Source organism: Pseudovibrio ascidiaceicola, assembly GCF_900114245.1.
Lineage (GTDB): Bacteria > Pseudomonadota > Alphaproteobacteria > Rhizobiales > Stappiaceae > Pseudovibrio > Pseudovibrio ascidiaceicola.
Genome location: NZ_FOSK01000005.1, coordinates 58343 through 70520 on the forward strand (window position 1 = coordinate 58343; position 12178 = coordinate 70520).

The window sequence follows — 12178 nt, forward strand, 5'->3', positions numbered from 1 at the left end:
GTTGCAAGCTCCGGAGATTGCATGAGTTTGCCAGTGGACACAACCACCCTGTGTATCAACGCAATTTCCGCAGCAAAATACTCTGCTAGTCGAAACTCCTGCTTGAACATCCATGCTGTATTAAACTATACTGTGATACTCATGTTTAAATTGCTGGCGGAGTAACACGAACGCCAGACGCACCAAAGAGGCGATACCCATGGATGTTGGGGCAAATGATGTTTATCTGGAACGCCAACCAGAAAGACTGGTTCTTGAGGGATATCGCCGTTGGTCCTCTGGCTTTGAGACAGGTTCCATCACGCCTTGGGAGATGGCCTGGGACCTCTACAGTGAGGTGCTTGGTCATCAAAACGCCGGCGTGGCGCTTGCCAGTTTGTCCCAATATGTGCGGACACTAAAGCGCTGCGCAGCATGTCCGCTTCGCTCATACCCTTACGACTCTCAACATCTGTGCATCGAAGAATGTTTGACCATGGGTCTGATCGCAGGTCTGCAACACGATGTTGATACGGTTGACCTCTGCCTGCAGCACATCACCTGCCCGCAAAGATGCGAAGAAGTTGAACAAGCTGCCTCAAACTTCGCCGAAACGCTTAAGTCCCTCGGTCAGGTCATGCTGCCCGTCCCATCCCACGTTCTGACTGATATTCTGAAGAAGAATTCAGGCGGAAGCGTGCATTAAGGTTGATGCAGGCAGCGCTTATAGGCTTGGGCTGGGCTGCAAAGACACAAACAGAAGACCATCATTCAGGTATTGCCGTAGTTTCTTCTGCATTTACGAGCAATGGAGCTCAGATTGCTTAGGTTGGCGATTATGACTCATACGCACGTCATGCTGCGTGTTTGCAGGTGTTGTTGCTTCTGACAGGCCATGTTCTGCTGGCTTTCGCTCCCAAATCCCTCCTCTTCCTTACATTAATACCTCGAGCGTAGCTCGCTGATATCTCACAGTTTTCCTTTTGGGTGCGCTGCGATAAATCAAGGGTTGTGCACAGCTGATGTTTACAAGCGTAAAATCATGGCTCTAAAATTGGTCTGACGTCTGATGGCAGACAATATGAAACGAACATCTGTGCGGAGCCTAATGTGCCAAGCCCATCCAATAATAAAATTCGGCCAATCAAGACCGAGGACAGAAGCGATGCAATCCTGCAGTCGCTGACAGATTTCATCGTGGAGGAAGGCTTGCAGCCTGGTGACAAACTGCCCACGGAACGAGAGCTGATGAACGGCCTGAAGGTTGGCCGCTCGTCCATTCGTGAGGTGATACGCCATTTGCAAGCATTGGGGATCGTGGAGATCCGCCGTGGATCCGGGACCTATTTGAAGCGCCCTCTCTCTGAGAAAACAGTTTACTTGCCGCTGTCCATCGCAACCAAGCGCGATGGCTTGTTGCAGACGCTGGAAGTGCGCCGTGCGCTTGAAGTTGAAGCCTCAATTCTGGCAGCCAAGCGGGCAACGCCGGAAGAGATTGAAGAGATGCGCACCAAACTGGAGCACATGGAAGCGGTCCATCATCTCAACGGGACGGCTGGCCCGGAGGACCTTGAGTTTCACCTGTCAATTTACCGTGCTGCAAGCAATCCGTTGTTTGAGCAGTTGCTGCAGCAGATGCGGGAATCTTTTGAGAGCTTTTTTGAGATGCCGTTCAACCGCAAGGACTTTGCCGGACGGTCTTTCCCATTTCACCGACAATTATTTGACGCCATCGCCGCTGGAGACACGGAGATGGCCCGCAAACATACCTTGGAAATTTTGGCTGTGGTTGAAGAAGATATTGTGCAGATGGCACAGGAAACGGATTTGGGATGATCGATCTGTGGGGGGAGGACACAGCAACTATCGTAGCGCATGATGAGACGTCCTTTGCGGATGCCGTTGTGCCGCCGATTTTTCAAAACTCGCTTTTCACGTTCTCCTCCTATCAGGAGATGTGTGACACCTTCTCGGGTAAGATCAATCGCCCGGTTTACACGCGCGGTATCAATCCAACCGTTCGCGCCTTTGAGGAGAAGATCGCCAAGTTGGAAGGTGCTGAAGATGCGCTGGCGCTTTCCAGTGGGATGGCCGCCATCTCTTCAGCCATCTTGTCGGTGGTGAAGCCCGGTGACCGGATCCTGTCCGTCAAACATGTTTATCCGGACACCTTTCGCTTCTTTGAGATCTTCCTGCGCAAATTTGGTGTGAGCGTTGATTATATTGATGGCGGCAATCTCGCGACTGTTGAAGCCGGCCTTCCCGGGCATAGCCTGTTTTATCTGGAAAGTCCGACCAGCTGGATCATGGAGGCGCATGATGTGCAAGCATTGTGTGCTCGGGCGAAAGAGGCAGGTGTCCCCACAATCATCGACAACAGTTGGGCCTCGCCTATCTTCCAAAACCCGATCAAGTTGGGCTGCGATATTGTCGTGCATTCAGCGTCCAAGTACATCAGCGGCCATAGTGACGTGGTCGCGGGGGTGATCGCCACGTCAGCTGAACGCGTGGCGCAGATCCGCGGAGAAGTGACCCAATATCTGGGCGGCAAGATTGCGCCGTTTGAGGCATGGCTGCTGTTGCGCGGGTTGCGGACATTGCCAATCCGCATGAAAGCCCATGAGCAAGCGGGGCTGGAGATCGCCAAGCGACTGACTGAGCATCCTCGCGTGAAAACTGTTTTCCATCCGGCATTCCAGAACAAGACCCACCCGGGACTGCGCGGAACCTCCGGTCTCTTTTCCATTGAACTGACAGATAATGTCAGCGTCGAAGCACTGTGTAACCATCTGAAAATTTTCAAAATCGGTGTGAGTTGGGGCGGGCATGAAAGCCTGATTTGCCCTGCACAGGCCTCTCTCATTCAATCGGGAGGACCAAACTCAACCGCATTCTTTGGCGTGTCACCGCACGTCGTTCGCCTGAATGTTGGCCTTGAAGACCCTGAGGATCTCTGGGGGGACCTCGAAGAAGCGTTAGGGGCAGCATCAGAATAACATTGCTAGAGGAGAGGCAATTATGAGTTTGAAAAAGTTATTGGCCGCAAGTCTTGTGGCAACAGCTATTGCAGGTCCGGCAGCTGCTGAAACCAATCTTCGACTGGTGGAGGTGATCACAAGCCCGGAGCGTACCAAGGTCTTGCAGAGTATTGTTTCAGAGTTTGAAGCAGAAAATCCGGGCACCAACGTCGAAATCATCTCGTTGCCTTGGGGGCAGGCGTTCGAGAAGTTCGCGACTATGGTTTCTGCTGGTCAGACGCCGGATGTGGTTGAAATGCCAGATACATGGGCCGCGCTTTATGCAAATAACGGCGCGCTGGAGAGCCTTGAGCCTTACCTGAAGAGCTGGGATGGCACCGAAAAACTGAACGCCCGCACCATTGAGATGGCCCGCAGTGGTTCCGGTACTGCTTACATGCTGCCTTACGGCTTCTACCTGCGCGCCATGTTCTACAACAAGAAGCTCTTCAAGGAAGCGGGTGTTGAAAATCCACCTGTGACATTGGATGACTTCCGCGATGCAGCTGAAAAAGTATCGGCTCTTCCTGGCAAATACGGCTTCTGCCTGCGTGGTGGGTCCGGCGGTTTAAATGGCTGGGCTGTGTTTGGTGCAACAGCAGCTGGCACAGATCAGTTCTTCGATGAGGAAGGCAACAGCATCATGTCCACGGACGCGTGGATCAAAGGTGCTCAGTTCATGGTGGATCTCTATCAGGATGGTCTTGCGCCAAAAGACAGCCTGAACTGGGGCTTCAACGAGATCGTGGCAGGCTTCTACTCCGGCACATGTGCGATGCTTGATCAGGATCCGGATGCGCTTATCGGTATTTCGCAACGCATGGACCCGAATGATTTTGGTGTAACCACCATGCCAAAAGGTCCAAACGGCAAGGCCTACCCAACCATCGGGTATGCGGGCTGGTCCATGTTTGCTGACAGCGAAGACAAAGACGCCTCCTGGAAACTGATTGCGAAGCTTCAAAGCCGCGATGCAAACTTGGAGTGGTCCAAGCGCGTAGGAACTCTGCCTATCTACAAAGATGCAGAAAGTGATCCGCACTACAACACACCACAATTTGCTGGCTGGTTTGAAGAGCTGTCCGATCCGGACGTCCACCCGCTGACAATGCCAACCCACTTGGAAGAGTTCGCGTTCTTCAAAGATTCCATCTCCATCCGCACCAGTCAGGAAGCCCTGCTGGGTCGCAAGTCTGCGGAAGAGTTGGGCAAGGAGTGGGGAGATTACCTCACCACAGCACAGAAAAAGTGGCTGGCTAAACAGTGATGACAGCTGCCACAGACCTTGGAACACACCCTGCCAGTCGGCAGGGTGTGGCCTCCCGCAGATTCCTATCCCGATTTGAGCCTTACTTTTACGCCTCTCCAGCCATTGTATTGCTGGTGACGGTGATGATGGTGCCGCTGGTTGTTGGCCTGACTTACACGGTCAGAGACATCCGCATCCTCAACCCGTTCAGCGGTGGTTATGTGGGCTTTGCGCATTTTGAGGCGATCTGGCACGACCAGAACTTTCACAATGCCCTTTACAATACCTTCTGGTGGACAGTCACCTCACTGTTCTTTCAGTTCTTTCTGGGTTTAATGCTGGCTCTGCTGCTCAACCGTACGTTTCCGGGACGGCGCATCATCCAGTCGCTTGTTTTTCTGCCATGGGCGGTGCCTGCGTTCCTGTCTGGCCTCAACTGGGCGTGGATGTTCAATCCAGTCATCAGCCCCCTGCCCCAATGGCTGTTTGCGCTCGGTATCCTGAGCGAGCCGACCAACATTCTGTCGGACCCTGACCTCGCCATGTGGGGACCAATCGTCGCCAACATCTGGTTCGGCATTCCGTTTTTTGCCATCACCTTGCTGGCTGCGCTTCAATCCATTCCGGGTGAGATTTATGAGGCTGCCTCCATTGATGGGGCAAGCCGCAGGCAGCAATTTGTCAGCATCACGCTGCCGTTTCTAGCGCCAACCATCGCGATTACGCTGATGCTGCGCACCATCTGGATCGCCAACTTTGCGGATCTCATTATCGTCATGACCAATGGCGGACCGGCAGATTCAACCCAGATCGTGTCCAGTTACATCTTCACGCAGGCCTTCCGCCGTCTGGACTTTGGCTACGCCTCCGCAATTGCGGCTGTGCTGCTGGTTCTGTTGATGGCTTATGCGGTCTCCATCATCTTCATCAGACGCAGTCTGCTGCGCGAAACCTGAGGCTCTGTCATGGCATACTATGCAAAATCAAAGGGCCAGCGGGTGGCGGACTGGAGTGTTCATTACAGCCTGCTCGCCTGTTATCTGTTCTTTGCGCTGTTTCCGCTCTTCTGGCTGTTCAAGGTTGCGGTGACACCGACCAAACTGCTCTACTCTGAAGGTATCCGTATGTGGCCCTCGGAAATGACGTGGGCCAACTTCTCGCAGGTGATGACAGATACGGACTTTCCGCAGTTCTTCATCAACTCGGCCATCGTGTCAGGTTCAACGGCTGTCATTTCCACATTGATTGCAGCAGCGGCGGGCTATTCGTTTTCGCGGTTTCACTACCGGGGCAAGGCGGTCATCATCGTGTTGATGCTGATCACCCAAATGTTCCCACTGGTCATGCTGATTGCGCCGATCTTCCGCATCCTCACGCCGCTGGGGCTGACGGACAGTCTGCTCGGCCTTGTGGTGGTCTACACGGCCTTCAACGTTCCGTTCGCGACGTTTTTAATGCAGTCGTTTTTTGATGGCATTCCCAAAGACCTTGAAGAAGCAGCCATGATTGACGGTAACACCCGCTTTGGGGCACTGGTGAAGATTATCTTCCCGCTCACCTTGCCGGGCATTGCAGCCACGCTTGGCTTTGTCTTTACCGCAGCGTGGAGCGAGCTGCTCTTTGCGCTGATGCTGGTCAGCAGTCCAGATGCAGTCACCTTCCCGGTTGGCTTGCTCACGTTCGTCTCCAAATTCTCTGTCGATTTTGGGCAGATGATGGCAGCGGGCTTCCTGGCTCTCATTCCAGCAGCAATCTTCTTCTTCCTCATCCAGCGTTATCTGGTGCAGGGTCTTACCGCCGGTGCGGTCAAAGGATAACGAGGTACCCTATGGCTTCTATTCAAATCACCGAGGCAACCAAATCCTACGGAAACACCGCTGTTTTGCACGGGATCGACCTGAACATTCAGGATGGTGAGTTCATTGTGCTGGTTGGCCCGTCCGGCTGCGGCAAGTCCACCTTGCTGCGCATGATTGCGGGGCTGGAGGAAGTGACATCCGGCTCGATTTCAATCAACGAGCGGATCATCAATGATTTGCCACCACGCGATCGGGACATCGCCATGGTGTTCCAGTCCTATGCGCTTTATCCACATATGAGCGTGGAGGAGAACATCAGCTACGCGATGACCCTTCGCAAATCGCCAAAGGAGAAGATCGCAAGTGCCGTGAACGGGGTCTCCAACATCCTCGGCCTGAATGGCCTGTTGGAACGTCGCCCGAAAGCACTTTCTGGTGGTCAGCGACAGCGTGTTGCTATGGGCCGAGCGATTGTGCGTGACCCGCAGGCATTTTTGTTTGATGAGCCGCTCTCCAATCTGGATGCGCGCCTTCGTGAGCAGATGCGCTCGGAAATCCGCAAGCTGCACCGCAAGCTCAATGCGACGTCTATTTACGTGACCCATGATCAGATTGAAGCCATGACAATGGCCGACAGAATCGTTGCGATGCATGATGGATATATTCAGCAAGTTGGTACGCCGCTGGAAATCTACGACAAGCCAGCCAACGTTTTTGTGGCTTCCTTCATCGGTTCTCCAGCTATGAACTTTATCAGGGGCACAGCGTCGGCGTCTGGCGAGGGGTATCACCTTCAAACAGATCAAGGACACCAGATTATTTTGCCCAAAAGCTTGGATTTGAAGGACCGGATGGACGTTATTCTGGGTGTGAGACCGGAGCATCTGATGATCGTGGAGGAAGGTCCGGCAAGTCTCCCGGCAACTGTGGATCTTATTGAACCCATGGGTCTTTCCACGCTGGTTCATGTGCGTGTTGGGCAAGACAGCCTTAAAATCTTCACACTCGACCGGCCTGACATTGCTGAAGGCACGCAGGTTCATGTGTCTTACATTAAAGAAAAGCTGCATATGTTTGATGCTCGGACGGAAATGCGGCTGGAGTCTCCTGTATAAGTTCCCCTGAACTGGTTCGTTGTTGCGGCAACGAACCGTTTTTCTGGACTCAGGGTTTCCACGTTCTTCTGGGGCAACCTAAACTGGTATAAATACTGCCTGATATATGTACCGCAGAAGGAATTCCTCTGAATGCCCTCGATCAGTCTGGCCGTCGTTGGTTTGGGAATGGCCGCAAAACCACATCTGGAAGCGCTTGACCTGCTGAGAAATCACGTGGAAGTCGCAGGCCTTTATACTCGAACAAAAGCCAAGGCAGAGGCTGTCTCTAAGCAATACGGCTGGCCGTGCTTTGACAGCCCCGAGCAGATTGCCAGTGATCCGGAGATTGATGCTGTCCTGCTGCTGACCCCGCCGGATCAACGACATGATCTGATTGAGTTGTTTTCCGGTGCAGGCAAGCACATCCTGACAGAAAAGCCGTTAGAACGAACCTATGATGCAGCGGCTGAGCTGGTGGAACTCTGCGATTATGCAGGCGTGAAATATGGCGTGGTATTCCAACACAGGTTTCGCGAGGGTGCAAAGCAGCTGAGGACATTGCTTTCTGAAGGGGCCTTGGGCGATATTCACCTGGTGCGGGCGAACATCCCATGGTGGCGAGATCAGGTCTATTATGATCAGGCAGGCCGTGGAACATATGCGCGGGACGGTGGAGGCGTGTTGATCACGCAGGCTATTCATGTGCTGGACCTGATGCTGAGCCTGACCGGCCCGGCAAAATCCGTGCAAGCCATGTGTGCAACGACTACAGCGCATAAGATGGAAGCCGAAGATTTCGCGACTGCTGGCATTGAGTTTTATAGCGGGGCTGTCGGGTCCATCATGGCAACAACGGCAACCTATCCGGATACAAAAGAAACGCTGGTGCTGGATGGGTCAAAAGCATCTGCACATCTGGAAGGCAGCAAGCTCACGGTGACTTATCGTGACGGTTCCATCGATGTGTTTGGTGAGCGCAGCGGGACGAAGGACGGGACAGGCGGCGGCGCTAATCCCATGGCGTTTCCATGCGACTGGCACCGGGATCTCATTGACGACTTTGCCCTCAGTATCATTGAGCACCGCGACCCGAAAGTTACCGGCCATGACGCGCTGATGGTGCATGCTCTGATTGAAGCGATTGAGAACTCTTCGCACACCGGATCAAAGGTTGATGTACGTGAGGCAGAGTTGTCGAAGGCCTATATATAACGGTTGGAAAGCGGCTTTAAGCCCTGCAGATAAAAAATGAGCAGGAGGCCGGACGAGGGCTCTCCTGCTCGGGTATTAGGCATAATCCGTGGGAGGTTTTAGCCTAAATTCTTTCGCGGTTTGATCAGACCTTGGCCCGCTTGCGCTGGCGGTACTGATCGGCAACCACTGCAGCTACAATGATACCACCTTTCACGATGTCCTGGATGTAAGCATCAATACCAAGGAACGTGAAACCACTCATCATTGTACCCAGAATAATGGTTCCGATAACGGTGCCTGTGATGCGGCCAACGCCGCCTGCAAGGCTTGTTCCGCCAATAACAGCTGCAGCGATGGCGTCAAGCTCATATGCAAGGCCCATACCGGCCTGTCCACTGCCAGCTCGCGCCGCGGCAACTACACCGCCCAAACCAGCAAGCAAACCTGCAAGGGTGTACACTTTGATCAGGTGACGACCAACGTTGATACCGGAGACCTTTGCTGCCTGAACATTTGCACCAGTTGCATAGGTGAACTTGCCGTAGCGGGTGAAGCGCAGGGCTATGTGGAAGATAAACGCGGCCATCAGGAAGATGATCACTGGAATGGTGCCGGAACCGAGCCACATGTATTCTTCAGAAAGCAGGCTGATTGGCTGACCCTTGGTGTAGTAACGCGCCAGACCACGTGCTGTTACCATCATGCCGAGAGTTGCAATAAACGGAGGGATGGCCGTGTAGGCTATCAACGACCCGTTTATGAACCCGGCTAAGGCCCCGACGGCGATACCAGCCAATACTGGTACGAGGAACGGCATGTCCGTGAACATCGGGAACACGGCGCGCGTATAGTCAGAGGTTTGTGCAAAACTGGCGGCCACCATGGCCGAGAGCGCGAGCACCGAGCCTGAAGACAGGTCAATACCGCCGGTGATGATAACCTGTGTCACGCCAATGGCGAGAAGGCCGATAATGGAGACCTGCAAAACCATGATCAGCAGGCGCTGTGGGTTAAACAGGAAGGTATCACCCTTCACAATCCAGCCCAGGACTTCAAAAAAGACTGCAATGCCGATCAGTACGAGGAAGATGTTGGCCTCAACCGGCAGTTTTCTAGCTGGAGCGTTCGTCTCAGCTACATCAGTTGCATTTGCCATCTGGCAAGTCCTTTCAATCTCTGCGTCGGGCGCTTAAAGCTGCCGCGCATGAAAATTCTTAGTTAGAAGCAAGCCGCATAACGCTGACCTGATCTGCTTCAGCTCGATCCAGAATTCCGGTGACATGTCCTTCATGCATCACCATCACGCGGTCACTCATGCCCAGCACCTCCGGCATCTCAGAGGAGATCATGAGAACAGCAACGCCCTCACCTGCCAGTTTGGTAATGAGCTTATGGATTTCTGCCTTGGCGCCCACGTCAATGCCGCGGGTTGGCTCATCCAGAATGAGGATGCGAGGTTTGGTCAGCAGCCAGCGACCGATCAGAACCTTCTGCTGGTTGCCCCCAGACAGGTTTTCGATACGCTCGTTCATACCCGGCGTTTTTACGCGAAGAGCATTGCTCATTTCCGTGCACAGCTTGGAGACAGCGCTTTCGGCCACAAACCCGGCTTTCACATGGTCCTGACTGAGCAGCGCGATCTGCATGTTCTCCTGAATGTCGAGCATCAGGAACAAACCGGTGTCCTTGCGGTCCTCGGTCAGAAGCGCCATGCCGTGACCCATGGCCTCCGCTGGCGTTTTGATCTCAACTGTCTCGCCGAATACGGTGATGCTGCCACCCGTTGCCGGGGTCACGCCGTAGATGGTTTCTGCCACGTTGGTACGACCTGAGCCCACCAGACCTGCAACACCGAGAATTTCACCTGCACGCAGCTCGAAGTTCACGTTCTCGAACACACCGTCCAGACACAGATCCTTCACGGAAAGGACCACATCACCGATTGGCACTTCCTCTTTCGGGAACATCTGGGTGATCTCGCGGCCCACCATCATGCGGATGAGCTGATCACTGTCCAAGTTGCTGGCCAGATCTGTGCCGATGTATTTGCCATCACGGAAGACGGAGACATCATCAGCAATCTCAAAGACCTCATCCATCTTATGAGTGATGTAGACGATGCCTTTTCCATCTGCCTTCAGGCTCGCGATGATCTGGAACAGATGCTCCACTTCGCGGTCTGTCAGAGCCGATGTTGGCTCGTCCATGATCAGCACATCAGATTCATAGGAAATGGCTTTTGCAATCTCGACCATCTGCCGGTTGGCGATGGACAGGTCGCGTACTTCAGTTTCCGGATCCAGATTGATGTTCAGCCGGTCAAACAGCCTCTTTGTGTTCTCACGCAGTGCTTTATGATCAACAAACCCGAGCTTTGTGAGCGGCTCTCTGCGGATCCAGATGTTTTCGGCGATTGTCATGAACGGCATCAGGTTGAGTTCCTGATGGATCATGGCAACGCCCTGCTCCAGTGCATCCAGCGGCGTGGCCATTTGGACCTGTTTGCCACCCAGACGAACTTCTCCGCGGTCTGGTTGATAGATGCCTGCAATAATCTTCATCAGGGTGGACTTGCCCGCCCCGTTTTCTCCCATGAGGGCATGAACTGTGCCGGGTCGGATGCGCAGGTTCACATCATCCAGTGCAACAACACCGGGGAACTCCTTGCGCACACTATCGACTTCTAGCAGGTATTTTTGTTGGGCTGCGGCACCCTTATTCTCACGTACCGCCTCTTGTGTGCTTAAACTCACAGTCCGTGAACTCCATTTTTCTGCTGGCAGTGTGAGGGGGCTTCCGGGTGCCTGGCCCGGAAGCTTGATCACTTGGAGGCTGGGCGCGTTCTTCTCATGAGACAAAAGCCGAGAGAAGGAAACGCGCGCCAGAGCAAGGCGAAAGGCTGCAAAGCCTTTCGCTCAACTGCTTACTTGTCGAGGAACTCGCCAAGGTTTTCTTTGTTTACCAGCTTGAATGGGATCCAAACGATGGTGTCTACTTTTTCACCACGAGCCAGCTTCAACGCAGCTTTAACAGAGCCTGCACCCTGGCCTTTTGCGTCCTGGAACACGGTTGCGAACAGCTGGCCGCGCTTCATGGAAGCCAGCGCATCTGGAGTAGCGTCAACACCAGCAACTGCAATGTCGCTTGCAGCAATGCCAGCCTGCTTCATTGCGATCAGAGCGCCCAGAGCCATTTCGTCGTTGTTTGCAGCAACGGCATCAATTTTAGTGCCGGAAACAATCCAGTTGTTCATCAGGTCAATTGCTTCAGAACGCTGGAAGTCAGCTGTCTGTTCTTCAACAACCGTGATGTCCGGATAGCTGCCAAGAACTTCTTTAACGCCCTGTGTACGGCCACGTGTGCCGTTGGACGCCAGTTCACCGAGCATGATAGCAACGTTACCCTTGCCACCCATCTGCTTGGCCAGTTCTTCCATCTGCAAACGACCAGCAACAACTTCATCAGAGCCCACGAACACAACCTTTTCAGGCAGTTCTTTGTCTTCTGGCTTACGGTTTACGTAAACAAGTGGGATACCGGCACTGTTGGCCAGTTTGGTGATGCGTGGTGTTGCAGATGTGTCAGCAGGGTTCACAATGATCGCATCAACGCCCTGTGCAACGAAGTTCTGTACCTGGTCGATCTGCTTACCGATGTCGCCGCGTGCGTCTTCAAACTGAATTTCAACGCCGCCTGCACTTGCAGCTTCGTCGCCCATCGCGTTGCGCAGGATGGTCAAGAAGTTGTCATCAAAATAAGCCATTGAAACGCCGATGTTCTCAGCCATGACGCTGGTTGTCATCATTGCCGATGCAGCTAGAGCCAATAGAGTACGTTTCATTA

11 protein-coding genes are annotated in these 12178 nt (G+C 53.5%); 8 read left to right on the forward strand and 3 right to left on the reverse strand.

The window, feature by feature from the left end; translation table 11 throughout:
- Positions 1-199: 199 nt before the first annotated feature.
- From BM231_RS10735 to BM231_RS10770, 8 genes are all read left to right on the forward strand, one after another.
- A complete protein-coding gene (locus tag BM231_RS10735; protein ID WP_093519243.1) occupies positions 200-685 on the forward strand; it encodes a hypothetical protein in 486 nt (161 codons plus the stop codon).
- Positions 686-1089: 404 nt separating this feature from the next.
- On the forward strand, positions 1090-1815 hold the full coding sequence (locus tag BM231_RS10740) for a FadR/GntR family transcriptional regulator (protein ID WP_167550291.1): 726 nt from the start codon (positions 1090-1092) through the stop codon (positions 1813-1815).
- Positions 1812-2975, forward strand: a complete 1164-nt coding sequence (locus tag BM231_RS10745) for a PLP-dependent transferase (RefSeq protein ID WP_093519245.1) — start codon at positions 1812-1814, stop codon at positions 2973-2975. Before BM231_RS10740 ends, BM231_RS10745 begins: the two co-directional genes overlap by 4 nt.
- Positions 2976-3003: 28 nt before the next feature.
- Positions 3004-4263 (forward strand): ABC transporter substrate-binding protein, encoded by a 1260-nt coding sequence (locus BM231_RS10750; protein WP_167550298.1) that lies wholly within the window; start codon positions 3004-3006, stop codon positions 4261-4263.
- Positions 4263-5201: a carbohydrate ABC transporter permease gene (locus BM231_RS10755; RefSeq protein WP_063310139.1), complete on the forward strand. Its 939-nt coding sequence runs from the start codon at positions 4263-4265 to the stop codon at positions 5199-5201. The genes BM231_RS10750 and BM231_RS10755 overlap by 1 nt, the downstream gene beginning before the upstream one ends.
- A gap of 9 nt (positions 5202-5210) precedes the next feature.
- A complete protein-coding gene (locus tag BM231_RS10760; protein WP_208860273.1) occupies positions 5211-6062 on the forward strand; it encodes a carbohydrate ABC transporter permease in 852 nt (283 codons plus the stop codon).
- Between the two features lie 11 nt (positions 6063-6073).
- Positions 6074-7159: an ABC transporter ATP-binding protein gene (locus BM231_RS10765; RefSeq protein WP_093519249.1), complete on the forward strand. Its 1086-nt coding sequence runs from the start codon at positions 6074-6076 to the stop codon at positions 7157-7159.
- Between the two features lie 132 nt (positions 7160-7291).
- Complete coding sequence (locus tag BM231_RS10770) at positions 7292-8353, forward strand: Gfo/Idh/MocA family protein (RefSeq protein ID WP_093519251.1); 1062 nt, start codon at positions 7292-7294, stop codon at positions 8351-8353.
- A 124-nt stretch (positions 8354-8477) separates the two neighbouring features.
- Here the strand turns inward: BM231_RS10770 and BM231_RS10775 are convergent, their stop codons facing one another.
- The 3 genes from BM231_RS10775 to BM231_RS10785 all read right to left on the reverse strand — a co-directional run bounded on the left by BM231_RS10775 (position 8478) and on the right by BM231_RS10785 (position 12176).
- Positions 8478-9491 (reverse strand): ABC transporter permease, encoded by a 1014-nt coding sequence (locus tag BM231_RS10775; RefSeq protein ID WP_093519253.1) that lies wholly within the window; start codon positions 9489-9491, stop codon positions 8478-8480.
- Positions 9492-9549: 58 nt separating this feature from the next.
- Positions 9550-11088 carry a sugar ABC transporter ATP-binding protein gene (locus tag BM231_RS10780; RefSeq protein WP_167550292.1) on the reverse strand — a complete coding sequence of 513 codons (1539 nt, stop codon included), beginning with the start codon at positions 11086-11088 and terminating at the stop codon, positions 9550-9552.
- 170 nt (positions 11089-11258) lie between these two features.
- Positions 11259-12176, reverse strand: coding sequence for a sugar ABC transporter substrate-binding protein (locus BM231_RS10785; RefSeq protein WP_093519255.1), 918 nt, complete (start codon positions 12174-12176; stop codon positions 11259-11261).
- Positions 12177-12178: the final 2 nt, after the last annotated feature.